14 protein-coding genes are annotated in these 14,163 nt (G+C 44.4%); 11 read left to right on the top strand and 3 right to left on the bottom strand.

What is annotated here, in order from left to right:
- Positions 1–150 precede the first annotated feature (150 nt).
- The 5 genes from IKB69_RS03760 (at position 151) to IKB69_RS03740 (ending at position 5,230) form a co-directional block, all read left to right on the top strand.
- On the top strand, positions 151–759 hold the full coding sequence (locus tag IKB69_RS03760) for a DJ-1 family glyoxalase III (RefSeq protein ID WP_290946252.1): 609 nt from the start codon (positions 151–153) through the stop codon (positions 757–759).
- Positions 760–788: 29 nt separating this feature from the next.
- The gene (locus tag IKB69_RS03755; protein ID WP_290946251.1) at positions 789–1,991 is read left to right on the top strand and encodes an ABC transporter permease; all 1,203 of its coding nucleotides are present in this window, start codon (positions 789–791) and stop codon (positions 1,989–1,991) included.
- Positions 1,988–3,640, top strand: a complete 1,653-nt coding sequence (locus IKB69_RS03750) for an ABC transporter ATP-binding protein (protein WP_290946250.1) — start codon at positions 1,988–1,990, stop codon at positions 3,638–3,640. The genes IKB69_RS03755 and IKB69_RS03750 overlap by 4 nt, the downstream gene beginning before the upstream one ends.
- Positions 3,641–3,704: 64 nt before the next feature.
- Positions 3,705–4,958 (top strand): argininosuccinate synthase, encoded by a 1,254-nt coding sequence (locus tag IKB69_RS03745; RefSeq protein ID WP_290946249.1) that lies wholly within the window; start codon positions 3,705–3,707, stop codon positions 4,956–4,958.
- Complete coding sequence (locus tag IKB69_RS03740) at positions 4,958–5,230, top strand: TRL domain-containing protein (RefSeq protein ID WP_290946248.1); 273 nt, start codon at positions 4,958–4,960, stop codon at positions 5,228–5,230. Before IKB69_RS03745 ends, IKB69_RS03740 begins: the two co-directional genes overlap by 1 nt.
- An 82-nt stretch (positions 5,231–5,312) precedes the next feature.
- Here the strand turns inward: IKB69_RS03740 and IKB69_RS03735 are convergent, their stop codons facing one another.
- From IKB69_RS03735 to IKB69_RS03725, 3 genes are read right to left on the bottom strand one after another with little or no spacing between them, the layout of a single operon-like run.
- A complete protein-coding gene (locus IKB69_RS03735) occupies positions 5,313–6,332 on the bottom strand; it encodes an LLM class flavin-dependent oxidoreductase (protein ID WP_290946246.1) in 1,020 nt (339 codons plus the stop codon).
- Positions 6,333–6,344: 12 nt separating this feature from the next.
- Entirely contained in the window at positions 6,345–7,379 is a 1,035-nt protein-coding gene (locus tag IKB69_RS03730) for an alpha-L-glutamate ligase (RefSeq protein ID WP_290946244.1), read from the bottom strand.
- Entirely contained in the window at positions 7,369–8,820 is a 1,452-nt protein-coding gene (locus IKB69_RS03725; RefSeq protein WP_290946242.1) for an LLM class flavin-dependent oxidoreductase, read from the bottom strand. Before IKB69_RS03725 ends, IKB69_RS03730 begins: the two co-directional genes overlap by 11 nt.
- A 216-nt stretch (positions 8,821–9,036) precedes the next feature.
- On the opposite strand from IKB69_RS03725, the gene IKB69_RS03720 reads away from it, so the two are divergent.
- The 6 genes from IKB69_RS03720 (at position 9,037) to accA (ending at position 14,011) form a co-directional block, all read left to right on the top strand.
- The gene (locus tag IKB69_RS03720; RefSeq protein WP_290946240.1) at positions 9,037–9,480 is read left to right on the top strand and encodes a GatB/YqeY domain-containing protein; all 444 of its coding nucleotides are present in this window, start codon (positions 9,037–9,039) and stop codon (positions 9,478–9,480) included.
- The gene (locus tag IKB69_RS03715) at positions 9,480–10,520 is read left to right on the top strand and encodes a S1-like domain-containing RNA-binding protein (RefSeq protein WP_290946238.1); all 1,041 of its coding nucleotides are present in this window, start codon (positions 9,480–9,482) and stop codon (positions 10,518–10,520) included. Before IKB69_RS03720 ends, IKB69_RS03715 begins: the two co-directional genes overlap by 1 nt.
- 136 nt (positions 10,521–10,656) lie before the next feature.
- On the top strand, positions 10,657–11,400 hold the full coding sequence (fabG, locus tag IKB69_RS03710) for a 3-oxoacyl-ACP reductase FabG (protein WP_290946235.1): 744 nt from the start codon (positions 10,657–10,659) through the stop codon (positions 11,398–11,400).
- Positions 11,401–11,474: 74 nt separating this feature from the next.
- Positions 11,475–11,705, top strand: a complete 231-nt coding sequence (acpP, locus tag IKB69_RS03705) for an acyl carrier protein (protein WP_290946233.1) — start codon at positions 11,475–11,477, stop codon at positions 11,703–11,705.
- A gap of 98 nt (positions 11,706–11,803) precedes the next feature.
- The gene (locus IKB69_RS03700; protein WP_290946231.1) at positions 11,804–13,042 is read left to right on the top strand and encodes a beta-ketoacyl-ACP synthase II; all 1,239 of its coding nucleotides are present in this window, start codon (positions 11,804–11,806) and stop codon (positions 13,040–13,042) included.
- A 39-nt stretch (positions 13,043–13,081) separates the two neighbouring features.
- Positions 13,082–14,011, top strand: coding sequence for an acetyl-CoA carboxylase carboxyl transferase subunit alpha (gene accA / locus IKB69_RS03695; RefSeq protein ID WP_290946229.1), 930 nt, complete (start codon positions 13,082–13,084; stop codon positions 14,009–14,011).
- The last annotated feature ends 152 nt before the right edge of the window (positions 14,012–14,163 follow it).

Here is a 14,163-nt window from a genome sequence, read left to right as displayed (position 1 = left end):
CTGCAGATAGGGCAGTGGCAAAACAACCGTCAAGGTTGGGCTAAATGTTTAGATTTTATTGAAGCGTGTTGCATAGTGCTAGCTATGTATTGCGTGTGTGCCATTACCAAACTTAGCTACAATGCCTGCACACAAAGCAAAGGAGTGATTATGCAAGCGATCCAAGATCAAGTTACATCCATACTAGTCCCACTAGCTGATGGTTTTGAAGAGATTGAGTGCGTGAATGTGGTGGATATTTTACGCCGATGTGGGATAGAGGTGCTATTAGCCGGCATTAGCGGTGCTAGGGCGTATAAAGGCGCACACGATATAGAGATACTAGCGCCCTATGATCTAGCACGCTTAGATTCTAGCACGCTGGAATCTCTAAGTGGTATAGCTCTGCCCGGCGGGCTTAAGGGTATGGAAAATCTTAGCGCAAGTGTTGATCTCGCATCAATCCTACAGGCTTTTGCTAAGGCTGGCAAGCTTATTGCAGCCATTTGTGCCTCACCCATTGTGCTAGCTCGTGCTAATGTGTTGCAAGGATACTTTACTTGCTATCCGGGCTGTGAAGACTCCTGTCAAGGCGAAAATGTGCGCTATCAACAAGAAGGTGTCCTTACGCACGGCTCTCAAATCACTGCTTCTGGTCCTGCTAGCGCGCCGTTTTTTGCCATAGAGATTGTGCGCTACTTGCTAGGAGATGATCGCGCGCAAGCGGTGAAAAAAGAGCTGCTACTAGATATATATCCTTCTAACGCGCTTGTCGTGTGATTATAGGGCACCTCTAAGGTTTGGCAAAAGTGGATTCTAGGAAAGATTGTTTTGCTAGCGCAGAATCTATGGATTGCCACGCGGATTTTCAATCCGCTCGCAATGACGGAGTGAGGGGAGTGGATTGCCACGCTGTCACTAACGCAGTTACTCGTAATGACAGCATAACAACTGATTTTTCAAAAGCGGATCCTAAGGGCTTGGCACGAAGCTATCGCTTATGCTTGTGGAAAAATCGCTGGAAAATCTTCGCCAAAAACTCGCGTGCTAGAATCTCACTCTATCTTTTTGTCACACTCTGCGCTCTAGCCTTATTCGCACCACTGCTTGCTAATCATAAGCCCCTGCTTATCTACTACAATGGGCATTTTTATTTTCCCTTATGGCAGAGCTACCCAGAATCCACCTTTGGCGGAGATTTTTTCACCGAGCCAGATTATAATGACCCCTATGTCAAGGAGCTTTTGCGCGACTCTTTTGTGCTGCGCGCCCCTATCCCATATAGCTATGACACAATCGTGCTAGACTTGCACACTCCAGCACCCACACCACCTTCAAGTAAGCATTGGCTAGGTACTGATGATCAAGCTAGAGATGTGTTAGCACGCTTGCTTTATGGGCTTGGCACTGGCATTGCTTTTGGGCTGATTTTAAGCGCGTGTAGCGTGGTGATTGGCATTGGCGTTGGGGGGCTTCAGGGCTATTACGGTGGGCTAATCGATCTCATCGGGCAAAGGGGGATAGAAGTGTATGCAAGTATCCCTCTGCTCTTTTTGCTCATCATTCTCTCAAGCTTTATCACGCCTAGCTTTTGGTGGATTTTAGGTATCGTGCTAGCCTTTAGCTGGATTCCATTGAGTGTGATTGTGCGCGCGGAGTTTCTCAAGGTGCGTGAGAGCGTGTATGTCAAAGCTGCTAGAGCACTTGGGGCGAGCGATCTGCGTATAGTCTTTGCGCATATTTTGCCAAATGCCTGTATCGCTACGATTGCTTATGTGCCTTTTCTTATGGTAGGGAGTATTGGCACACTTGTTACGCTTGATTTCTTGGGCTTTGGTATGCCTGTGGGGAGTGCGAGCTTGGGCGAGCTATTAGAACAGGGGAAAAACAACCTTGCCTCTCCACATTTGGCTCTGAGCGGGTTTAGCGCAGTGGCTTTACTACTTTCTTTGCTGTGTTTTATTGGCGAGGGGGTGCGCGATGCGCTAAACCCTAGTGTGTATAGCGTATGAAAGCTCCTGAGCCTTTGCTTTATGTGCGGGATTTACGCGCAGAGTTTGGGGATTTCGCCCTGCAAGATATAGCACTAGAAGTGTGGTCAAAGGAGCATGTAGGCATTGTAGGAGAGTCTGGCAGTGGGAAGAGCCTACTAGCAAAGCTACTTATGGGGCTTGTGCAAGGCAATGCGTGTGGAGATATCCGTCTCCAAGGCATAGAGCAAAATCTAGCTACTATCCCTATAAACTCGCCCTTATGGCGCACAATCCGCGCGCAAAAAATCGCCTATATCCCCCAATCTCCAAAGCTATCACTAAATCCGCTCCACACTATATATAAGCAGCTAGCAGAAATGTGCGCCTTGCATTTGCCAAGCATACCAAAAGCCAAGTATCAAACCCTAATTGATCAGGCACTAGAATCTGTGGGGCTAGAGCCTAGCATTAAACACCGCTTGCCCCACACTCTTAGCGGTGGGCAAGCCCAGCGCGTATGTATTGCTATGATGAGCTTAGCGCGCCCTAGACTCCTTATCTGCGATGAGCCTACAACTGCGCTAGATGCACATATACAAAGCCAGATTCTAGCACTTTTAGACTCTTTTATGGAGATGGCGATTGTGTTTATCACGCACGATTTGGGCTTGATAGAGAGATTTGCCGGGAGATTGTATGTGATGCAAGGGGGCAAAATCTGTGATCATCTTGTAAGAGATTCAGCCTTGTTTGGTGGGGATTTAGCTTTACTAAAGAAACGGCATATTTCTTTAGAATTCCTAGAACCTAAAAGACTAGATTCTAGCTCGCTCCACCCATACACACGCAAACTCCTAAACGCCATAATCCTACCTAAAAAGCCAGATGCTAGTGCGGGAGAGGTGTGCTTGAGCTTACAGGACTTTGCTGTATATCATACGACTAAAGGTTTTTTTACAAGGCAGAAAACCCCAGCGATACAGGGGGTAAATCTGCGACTAAGGGTTGGGGATAGCATTGGGATCATTGGGGCTAGTGGAAGCGGGAAGTCTAGCCTAGCGCTTGGGATTTTGGGGCTAGAGGGACATTTAGGTGGCTTATCTATCTACCCCCAAAACGCCACACCAAAAGAGCTCATCTATGTGGACAAAAAGCGTGATAGAGCATTTGTCTCTATGGTGCAAATCGTTTTCCAAGATCCGCTTTTAGCCCTTAATCCGCGAATGTGCGTACTAGAGATTTTACAAGAAGCTCTACAAGCTAGAGCGAGCCACAAGGTGAAAAAAATCAAAGCTCCTACCCTAAAGGCTTTAGAGCTACTAGAGCAAGTGGGACTCTCTAGCAGCTTTCTCTACCGATATAGCCACACACTTAGTGGCGGGGAAGCCCAGCGTGTATGCATTGCTAGGGCATTAGCGAGTGGAGCAAAGATTCTCTTGCTTGATGAGCCGACTTCCGCGCTTGATAAAAATACGCAAAAAGATATCATCACATTGCTATTGGAGCTACAGAGTGCGTTTGGCTTAAGCTATGTTGTCATAAGCCACGATCTTAATGTCATAGAAGCGATGTGTACAGAAGTGATTGTGCTAGATTCTGGGCAGGTGGTGGAGCAAGGTGGAGTGGAGCAAGTTTTTAGCTCACCTACCCACCCTTGCACGAGAGCTTTGCTTAGAGCGAGAATCTAGCCTAAAACACTTAAGCTCTAGCCAAATCTGCTATAATCGACTATCTAAACATAAAGGAGTAACAATGGCAGTAAAAAAGGTAGTGCTAGCATATAGTGGTGGGCTTGATACAAGCGTGATTTTAAAATGGCTTGGTGATACTTATGGCTGTGAGGTGGTAACTTTCACTGCAGATATTGGGCAAGGCGAGGAAGTTGAGCCAGCTCGTGCTAAAGCCTTAAAGCTTGGCATCAAGGCAAAAAATATTTTCATAGAAGATTTGCAAGAAGAGTTTATCCGTGATTTTGTCTTCCCAATGTTTCGTGCTAATGCGATTTATGAGGGAGAATATTTGCTAGGCACAAGTATCGCGCGCCCATTGATAGCCAAAAGGCTTGTAGAAATCGCGCAAAAAGTCGGCGCAGATGCGATTGCCCACGGAGCCACAGGCAAGGGGAATGATCAAGTGCGCTTTGAGCTAGGTGCGTATGCGCTGGACCCAGAGATTAAGGTCATAGCTCCGTGGAGAGAGTGGGATCTAAATAGCAGAGAAAAGCTCTTAGCCTATGCCAAAAAGGCTGGAATCCCTATCGAAAACGCGAAGAAAAAGTCCCCCTACTCAATGGATGCAAATCTCTTGCACATTAGCTATGAGGGGCAGAATCTTGAAGATCCAAGCCAAGCTCCAGAAGAGAGTATGTGGCGGTGGAGTGTCAGCCCTAAAAATGCCCCCAATAAGCCTGAAATCATCACCATAGAGTTTGAAAAAGGCGATGGTGTAGCCATCAATGGCAAAAAGCTAAGCCCTGCGAAGTTTTGGCAAAAGCTTAATGCGCTAGGCTCTAAGCACGGCATCGGTAGGCTTGATCTTGTGGAAAACCGCTTTGTCGGTATGAAATCACGCGGCTGTTATGAGACTCCGGGTGGCGCGATCTATCTAAGAGCACATCGCGCGATAGAATCTATCACGCTTGATAGAGAAGAAGCACATTTAAAAGATGAGCTTATGCCACGCTATGCGAGCCTTATTTATAATGGATTTTGGTTTAGTAAGGAGAGAGGAGCTCTACAAGCTCTCATTGACACCACGCAAAAGAGCGTAAGTGGGCTTGTCCGATTAGAGCTGTATAAAGGCAATGTAATGGTGCTGGGGCGAGAGTCTAGCAACTCGCTTTTTAGCGCGGCATATAGCACCTTTGAAGAAGATAGTGTCTATGATCAAAAAGATGCCGCAGGCTTTATTAAGCTTAATGCTCTGCGCTTCATCATTGAAGGCAAAGCACAAGGCAAAAAATCTAACAAATCCACCAAAAAGCAACCCAAAAAGAAGCAAAAATAATGCTCCGTAGTGTTGTAGTGTCGCTAGTTGTAGTGGCTTTATGTGGCTGTGGCACGGTCTATACGCCCGGAAGTGCCACGGGTATGGCAAGTAGCAAGAAAACAGGCACAGGGATATGCAAGAACTTTTTCTACTTTTTTGACTTTGGGGACTGCACGATCGCTACTGCTGCGCGCAATGGCGGAATAGAAAAAATCGCGACTACAGACTTCGCACGCAATGGTCTCCCCTATATTTATACCAAGCGCACGACTATTGTTACAGGAGAGTGATTGAAGTGGATTCCAGCTTGTAGGACTACTTAGGGAGATCAACATAGCCTTAGATTCTAGCGAGCTAGAATCTAAGCAACACTCACACCAGTGGCATAACCTTTTTAGCAATATATTCTAGCTCTTCTTGCATATTGGCACATTGGATTATAAGTAAATCTAGCCCTGCTTCTTTATAGGCTCTAATCTTTTGTGCTACACTCTCTGGCGTGCCAACTAGATTTGAACGCAAACCGCGATTAGACACGCTATATTCCTGCTTGCTAATCTCTACATCAAGCTGTGAATTGCCTGTAAAATTCTTATAAGAGTTTTCATAATCGGCGTAATTCTTAATGGTAGTAATCCTTTTTAGTTCCTTTTGTGCTTCTTCCTCACTCTCTCGCACAATCATATACACCGCCATACCAAAGCCCTTAAATGGTGCTAATCCCGCTCTTTTCTTTCGCTCTTTCATATCTGCAATTTTTGTTTGTACTTCTTCAAGTGTGCCTCCGTGCAAGAGATAAAAATCTGCAAATTGCGTGATAGCATTTCTCCCTATTTCACTCTCTCCCCCCGCATACACAAGCGGAATCTTAGGTGGCTTAGGCTCATTATAAGAATTCTCAAAGCTAAAATATTTCCCCTTATGATTAAATGGACTCTTACTCCAAAATCCCCGCAATACATCAGTATATTCGTGCGTGAGCGTATATCTATCATCGTGTGCATCAAAGTTTATACCATACTGCCTAGCCTCTTCTTCCCACCACGCTGAGACCATATTGATAGAAAATCGTCCATTGCAAATCTGTGAAATCGTAGCAATCTGTTTTGCAGTGAGTGCCACTTGATGATACTGCGGACGAAGTGCTGCTAGAATCTCAATTTTTTTTGTAACTGCTGCTAGAGCATTGGCAATAGCCCATGCATCAAGAGCAGAGGCTTTCTCACCTTTAATATCATTTAAATACAGTTCTGGCACAAGAGTGAGCGTATAGCCTAGATTCTCCGCTTTTATTGCTAAATCGCGGATATATTCCCAAGAACACTGCGTACTATCATCATCTACATTCCTAAGCCAGCTTCCAAATACTGGACTCCAATATCCAAACTTCATTCTCACACTCCTTTATTGTTTGTCAAACTGATCTTTCAAAAAGCTTACAAGCCTATCTGCCGCTGCTACTCCACCACTTTGTCTAATCTTAGATTCTAAGGTAGAGTTATAGTTTGTATTTGTGTTAATATCATAGACCACAATATCCCCATTCACACTTTCGATAAACTCAATCCCCGCCACAGCGATATTATGCAGTACTAAAAACTGCTCTAAACACCGCACAATAGGACTTGTAGAATCCACCTCTTTACGCAAACTAAACTTATCTCCAGCTCCTACTTCACACGCCGCTCCGGCTAGTGTTGGACGAGTAGTTCTATTGCTAGATTTCGCAGAATCTATTTGACACGCATCAGCAGGACATAGCTCAAAAGCCCCATTACTCGTATCCACACGCACAGCATAGTGAAACTTCCCACCAATAAACTCACATCGCGTGATAAAAGCTTCCCTAGATTCTATATACTCTTGCAACAGCGTAATACCATCAATGGGTAGCTCAAAATCGCTAGATTCCACATAGTCTTTAAACTCTCTCACATTCTCAAAGAGTCGCACCCCTAAGCCTTTGCCACCTTGATTATGCTTTGTGATAAAGGGCTTATTACCCAGTTTCTTAGCAAAGCTACTTGCTGAATCTAGCAAATTTTCCTTGCCAAATACCGCAATTGTCTTTGGCGTTTTAAAGTCATAGTCTTGAGATTTAAAAAAGGATTCTAAAAGCAAAGCCTGTTTCACTTTGCTTACTTCAAGCTCTAGCACAGAGCTACCATTTATCACGCAACGCCCATAAGATTCTAGCCACGCCAACAACGCACGACCATATTCTTTAGAAAAGGCATTATCACGCGTATGACTTGAGGCACTAAGCCTACTCCAAAATACCCCATTTGGCGGGATAGAATCTAAGCCAATCCCTCCTTGTGTGAGAAGTATCTCGCTAAAACTAACTCCTGCTCTATCAAATGCCTCTTTAAAAGGCGGTATCCATTCGGGATTCTCGTGGATTATATAAATGCCTTGTGTCAAAGAATCATATAACATAGCTTTGCTCCTTATTATGTTTAAATCGCCCTGTCCCAGCGTAATCATTGATTGTGCTTTTAGCACCACCCACACGATAACGCGAAGCAATATGACTAGAATCTAGTCTATCGCCCTTGCCAAAGAGTTTGTGTCGCAGTGAGCCTTGTGTGTATTCTTTCTTATACACTCCGCGGTTTTGAAGCTCTGGTACGATAAATTGCACCACATCTTCAAAGCTTCCCGGTGTTGTCGCATAGGCGATGTTAAAGCCATCAGCATCGCTATAAGCGATAACTTCTTGCAAAATGTCGCAAACTTGTGTAGGTGAGCCTACAAACTTTGGTCCTTGGCAGCCTAGTCCTGTGAGCTTAAGCAAGTCTTTTAGTCGCCACTCTTTGCCAGATTCTGTTGTGGAATCATTTAGGGCTTCTACTTGTGCCAGCATAGCATTAGACTTAATATTACTCAATGGATCATCTAATTTGTAGCGACTTAAATCCACACCTAACCAACCAGAATTTATCACTAAAGAGCCTTCCTTGCTAGAATAAGATAGTAAATCGTTGTATTTAGCCTGTGCTAGAGCTTCTGTTTCATCAGTAATAATGGTTGCTAACATATAGATTTTGGCACTATATGGGTCGCGACCTGCTTGGATTAGTGAATCTCGCACTTGCTTCACTGCGACTTTAGCGTATTCCTTTGTGAGCGGGGCTATGAAAATGGCTTCTGCGTGAGTAGCGGCAAACTGCCTACCACGCGTAGAGTTCCCCGCTTGAAATAGCACAGGGGTTCTTTGGATGCTTGGCTCACATAGATGAATGCCCGGGACATCAAAATATTTGCCGTGATGCCCTATGTGATGGATTTTATTAGGGTCAGCAAAATCCCCACTCTTCTTATCTAAAATCACTGCAGAATCTTCCCAACTCCCCTCTAAAAGCTTATAAATCACCTCCATATATTCTTCAGCCACATCATAGCGTTCATTATGGGGCAATTCACTTGAGCCCATATTTTTATTAGCACTTGGCAGATAGCCGGTAACGATGTTCCAGCCGATTCTGCCTTTTGTAAGATGGTCTAGCGTGCTAAGTCTTCTTGCAAAGGGATAAGGATGCTCAAAAGGCACACCAGCAGTAACTCCAAAGCCTATATGCTTAGTAACTGCTGCGCCGATAACAGCAAGTTGCGTGGGGTCATTTACTGGCACTTGCAAAGCCGTTTTTAACGCACCAAAATCATTGCCTCCATAAATATCATACACGCCTAAAACATCAGCGATAAACACCGCATCAAATAGCCCTCTTTCAGCGATTTGTGCGATATTTTGCCAATACTCAATATCTTTATAGCGTAAGGCTTGGTCGTTAGGGTATCGCCACAGCCCCGGACTTAAATGCGAGATACAATTCATTTCAAAAACATTAAAGCTAATTTGCCTACTCTTTTTACTCATATTTGTCTCCTTGGTGCTTATGTTGAGAGTAATATAGGCTAATTTTTATATAAACACAATATGTGTTTAATAATTTTACTAATTTTTTTGTGGAGTGTTACAATTAAACACATATTGTGTTTATAGATTTTGCTAAGTTTTAGAATCTACCTTGATCATTTGATCTGGCTAGATTTGCTATACTTTCACACATTTGCACCAAAACTTGAAGGAGTTATGATGAGTATCAAAGAGCGACTACAAGCGGATTTAAAAGAAGCAATGAAGAGTGGGGATACATTTTTGCGCGATTGTGTGCGACTGCTCAATGCTGCGATTAAGCAAGTCGAAGTCGATACGCGTGCGAGTCTCGATGATGCTGCTGTGTTAAAGATCTTAAAAAGCGCGTATAAACAGCGAGAAGATGCGGCAAATGCTTATAAAGAAGCGGGGCGAGAGGATTTATATGAGCAAGAGAGCAAAGAAATGCAAGTGATCTTACGCTATTTGCCTACCCAGCTTAGCGATGAGCAGCTGCGCCAAAGGCTAGAAGAGATTATTTCACGCGTGCAAGCCAGCGGACCAAAAGATTTGGGCAAAGTAATGCAAGAAGCCAAAAGCTTAAGCGATGTTGCCGATGGGCGTAGAATTTCCACAATGGCAAAGACCTTGTTGCAATAATGCCCGCCACACTCGATAAATCTCCCCAAAGTCCCAAAGATTATAAATCTAAGAATCTGGGCATAACCATAGGGCGGATAAATCGCTTACAAATTGCGCGCTTAAGCCAACACGGCGCATATCTCACACTAGAATCTAGCGTGTGTGAAAAGCCAGATTCTAAAGTGTGCAAGAGGCTAGATTCAACCAAATCACCGAAGTCAAAAGCCACCACCTCTGCACTCTATGAAGTGCTATTGCCTAAGAAGTTTTGCCCCGCACAAGCAAAGATCGGTGATAAGGTGCTAGTCTTTGTTTATACAGATTCGCTTGATCGTCCGGTTGCTACAACCCAAACACCCTTAGCCCAATGTGGTGAAGTAGCGTTTTTGCGCGTGGTGAGCTATGCTAGCAATGGCGTGTTTTTAGACTTGGGACTTGATAAAGATATTTTTATGCCTAGCAAAACCCCTGCAAATTATCCACTAGATTCTAGCGTGGCGGTGTATATCACGCTTGATAAATCCAGCCGACTCATAGCCAAAAAGAATATACAATCCCACCTTTTGCCCTATCGCGCTAGGAGCTATGCGCGGGGAAGGAGAGTCTCTATATTGCCTTTTGCTTTGAGTGTGCTAGGCATTAGTGTGGTGGTGGATTCTCGCTACTATGGGCTAGTGTATTTACCAAAAATGTGCCAGAACGCGAGAGCGAAGCATCTAAAATCATCCACACAGGCTTTAGATAGCGCGCGGATTCTAGCGGCTATGGGGCTTGGTTTTGGGGTAGAATCTAGCGCGTTTATCCATAATGTCCGCAGTGATGGCAAGCTTGATCTCGTGCTACATAAGCAAGGGCACACGAATGAGAGTGCAGAAAAGCTCCTGCAAGCATTGCGCGATAATGGTGGAAAGCTCGCGGTGCATTATGACTCTAGCCCAGAATTTATTTTATCATTGCTTGGTATGAGTAAAAAGGCTTTAAAACGCGCATTAAGCGACTTGCTTGCGCGAGAGCTCATTGCTCTAACTCCACAGGTAGGAATAGAACTTAAACCCTAAACTTAGTGTAGTCTCTAAGCCTTTTACAATCCACGAATTCCATACAAGCGCGTCACCCTACACTAATAGTCCCTGTGTCTTTGTGTTACAAATTTTTGATAGTATTTTAGCTTTTACACTTTCTCAAGGAGCGATAATGAAATTTAGTGGGAAAAATGTTTTAGTCACAGGCGCATCGCGTGGGATTGGCGCAGAGATCGCTAGAGTGCTAGCAGCTTATGGACTAAAAGTGTGGATCAACTATCGATCAAAGCCAGAAATTGCTGACGCGCTTAAAGCCGAGATAGAATCTAAAGGTGGCAAGGCGGCGGTCGTGGAGTTTGATGTAACCAATGAAGAAGCCTTTACCCAAGGTTTGCAAGCGATTGTGCAAAGCGATGGTGAGCTAAGCTATATTGTCAATAACGCTGGCATTACTAATGACAAGCTTGCCTTGCGTATGAAGACAGAGGACTTCACCAAGGTGCTTGATGCAAATCTACTTTCTTGTTTTATCGGTTGTAGAGAGGGGTTAAAGATTATGAGTAAGCAAAGATTTGGCGCGGTAGTAAATATCGCTTCTATTGTGGGTGAGCGCGGGAATTTGGGGCAGACAAACTATGCTGCAAGCAAGGGTGGCGTGATCGCTATGAGCAAGAGCTTCGCCTATGAGGGAGCTTCACGCAATGTGCGTTTTAATTGCATCACCCCTGGCTTTATTCAAACAGATATGACAGAAGCCCTAAGTCAAGAAGTAAAAGAACAGTATCAAAAGACTATCCCACTAGGACGCTTGGGGCAGAGTGCTGAGGTAGCTCAAGCGGTGGCATTCCTACTAAGTGATGGTGCGAGCTATATCACAGGCGAAGTGCTTAAGGTCAATGGTGGCTTGTATATGTAATATATATTTAAGGTAATTTCTAAATTTTTTTTGTTAGAATCCCAAGTTCTAATAAAACTTGTAAGGAGTATCGTATGGCATTGTTTGATGAGATCAAGGAAGTAATCATAAAGGAGCTCGGCGTAGAGGCGGATAAAGTTACCCCAGAGGCAGAGTTTGTAAAAGATCTAAACGCAGATTCTCTTGATGTTGTAGAGCTTATTATGGCACTTGAAGAGAAATTTGGCGTAAATATCCCAGATGAAGAAGCAAACAAAATTCAAAAAGTTGGCGATGTCGTAGCATTTATCGAAGCAAATAAATAACCAGCTTGCGCGTGGCTAGAGTTTTCTTATCTTTGTGTCGCGGAGCTTGCAAGATCTAGTTGAGATCTTGCGTGGAAGTTTGATGATGAAGGAGTGACATGCGTCGTGTAGTCGTTACGGGCATTGGTATGATTAATGCAGTTGGACTCAATAGAGATGATTCTTTTTCTGCGATTGTTGAGGGTAAATGTGGTATAAAAAAAATAACTTCCTTTGATACTAGCGACTTTCCTGTTTCCATAGCAGGGGAGATTGTGGGGTTTAATTCTGAGGAAGTCCTAAGCCCGAAAGATGTGAAAAAGGCGGATAGATTTATCCAGCTAGGACTCAAAGCTAGCAAAGAAGCAATGAGCGATAGTGGTTTGCTAGGGAGTGATGGGCGTTGCGCTGAAGAGCTTGGTGATCGCTTTGGCGTGAGCTCTGGTGCTGGGATTGGTGGCTTGATAAATATTGAAAAAAACTCTATCACTTGCTTTGACAAGGGTCCTAGAAGAATTACACCATTTTTTATACCAAGTGCGCTTGTGAATATGCTAGGTGGTTTTACTTCTATCGAATTTGGTATTAAGGGTCCAAATCTCGCGAGCGTTACTGCTTGTGCAGCTGGTACACATGCTATTATAGAAGCAGCCAAGACGATTATGTTAAATGGCGCAGATGCGATGCTGGTCATCGGCGCAGAATCCACCATTTGCCCTGTGGGCATTGGGGGATTTGCCGCGATGAAAGCACTATCTGAGCGTAATGATGAGCCGCAGAAAGCTTCTCGTCCATTTGATAAGGACCGTAGTGGGTTTGTTATGGGTGAGGGTGCTGGTGCGCTTGTTTTGGAAGAGTATGAGCGTGCCAAAGCGCGCGGAGCGACAATATATGCAGAAATTGTTGGTTTTGGTGAGAGCGGCGATGCTAATCATATCACCACGCCTGCTCCAGAGGGTGAGGGCGCAGCACGCGCGATGAAAGCAGCACTTGTTATGGCAGACACTAAGGTAGATTATATCAATGCACACGGCACTAGCACAGCGTATAATGATCTTTTTGAGACAATGGCGTTGAAAAAGGTTTTTGGTGGGAAAGATAATGTTCCACCTGTTAGCTCGACAAAGGGGCAGATTGGGCACTGCTTAGGTGCTGCTGGCGCGATTGAAGCAGTGATTTCTATAATGGCTATGCGAGCTGGTGTTCTTCCCCCTACGATCAATCAAGAGCATGGCGACCCAGAATGTGATCTTGACTATATCCCAAATACTGCTAGAAATGCGCAAATCAATGCTGTAATGAGCAATTCATTTGGCTTTGGTGGCACTAATGGTGTGATTATCTTTAAAAAGATTTAGTAAGCCTGTAAGAGTAGAAGGGCGTAGGATGGATTGGCAATGGCGACTTGTTTAGATTTTGAAAAGCAGCTTAAAAGCATTCAAGATGACATTGAGTTAGCTTCTATGCGTGGGGATACGGCGGCTAAAGAGATTCTACAAAAAGACTTAGAAAAAGAGTTTAAAAAAGTCTATGGCAATATGAGTGACTATCAAAAGCTCCAGCTTGCGCGCCATCCAGATCGACCTTATGCACTTGATTATATCGAGCTACTTCTTAAAGATGCGTATGAGATTTGCGGGGATAGGCACTTCCGCGATGATAAAGCGATTGTGTGTATGATAGGGAAGATTGATGGGCGGACAGTGCTAGTCATTGGTGAAGAAAAGGGAAGAGGCACAAAAAACAAGATCACTAGAAATTTTGGTATGCCAAACCCAGAGGGTTATCGCAAGGCACTTAAAGCTGCAAAACTAGCGGAGAAGTTCAATCTCCCTATACTTATGCTTGTTGATACTGCTGGCGCGTATCCGGGGGTAGGCGCAGAAGAGCGAGGGCAGAGTGAAGCTATCGCAAAGAATCTCCAAGAGTTTGCAGCTTTACGCACGCCCACGATTTCTATCGTCATAGGTGAAGGCGGCAGTGGTGGTGCGCTTGCTATCGCTGTAGCTGATAGGCTTGCTATGATGCAATATTCCATCTTTAGCGTGATTTCTCCCGAGGGTTGTGCGGCGATTTTGTGGAACGACCCTGCTAAAATCGAGTCCGCGACAAAGGCAATGAAAATCACCCCTGATGAGCTGAAAAAAGCCCAGCTAATTGATGACATTATCCCAGAGCCACTAAGTGGGGCACATAGAGATAGAGAGGGTGCAGCACAAGCGATTAAAGAGTATTTCCTAGCGAGTTTAAGTGAGATTTTAAAAGATAAGGACTACTTGCAAAAACGCTATGATAAGATTATGCGCTATGGAGCTTTTAGTGAGTAGCTTCTTGATACCCCCACCTTGCAAATAACGATTTTCATAACAAAATTGCCCAAAATTCAAACCTAGAATCAAACGCGGATTCTAGCCTAGCACAGCCCTACAAAGCCCCTGATGACTATAAGTTTCATTGCTTTAGTGAGCAAATCTTTATT

The sequence above is a fragment of the Helicobacter sp. genome (assembly GCF_017502485.1).
Lineage (GTDB): Bacteria > Campylobacterota > Campylobacteria > Campylobacterales > Helicobacteraceae > Helicobacter_B.
The sequence above is the reverse complement of the archived record's forward strand: the minus strand, read 5'-3'. Positions and strand labels throughout refer to the sequence as shown.

Coding starts and splice junctions, on each gene's coding strand:
- IKB69_RS03750 (WP_290946250.1), top strand. CDS start 1,988: ATGAAAGCTCCTGAGCCTTTGCTTTATGTGCGGGATTTACGCGCAGAG.
- IKB69_RS03730 (WP_290946244.1), bottom strand. CDS start 7,379: ATGTTATATGATTCTTTGACACAAGGCATTTATATAATCCACGAGAAT.
- fabG (WP_290946235.1), top strand. CDS start 10,657: ATGAAATTTAGTGGGAAAAATGTTTTAGTCACAGGCGCATCGCGTGGG.
- IKB69_RS03735 (WP_290946246.1), bottom strand. CDS start 6,332: ATGAAGTTTGGATATTGGAGTCCAGTATTTGGAAGCTGGCTTAGGAAT.
- IKB69_RS03700 (WP_290946231.1), top strand. CDS start 11,804: ATGCGTCGTGTAGTCGTTACGGGCATTGGTATGATTAATGCAGTTGGA.
- IKB69_RS03720 (WP_290946240.1), top strand. CDS start 9,037: ATGATGAGTATCAAAGAGCGACTACAAGCGGATTTAAAAGAAGCAATG.
- IKB69_RS03725 (WP_290946242.1), bottom strand. CDS start 8,820: ATGAGTAAAAAGAGTAGGCAAATTAGCTTTAATGTTTTTGAAATGAAT.
- IKB69_RS03760 (WP_290946252.1), top strand. CDS start 151: ATGCAAGCGATCCAAGATCAAGTTACATCCATACTAGTCCCACTAGCT.
- acpP (WP_290946233.1), top strand. CDS start 11,475: ATGGCATTGTTTGATGAGATCAAGGAAGTAATCATAAAGGAGCTCGGC.
- IKB69_RS03740 (WP_290946248.1), top strand. CDS start 4,958: ATGCTCCGTAGTGTTGTAGTGTCGCTAGTTGTAGTGGCTTTATGTGGC.
- accA (WP_290946229.1), top strand. CDS start 13,082: ATGGCGACTTGTTTAGATTTTGAAAAGCAGCTTAAAAGCATTCAAGAT.
- IKB69_RS03745 (WP_290946249.1), top strand. CDS start 3,705: ATGGCAGTAAAAAAGGTAGTGCTAGCATATAGTGGTGGGCTTGATACA.
- IKB69_RS03715 (WP_290946238.1), top strand. CDS start 9,480: ATGCCCGCCACACTCGATAAATCTCCCCAAAGTCCCAAAGATTATAAA.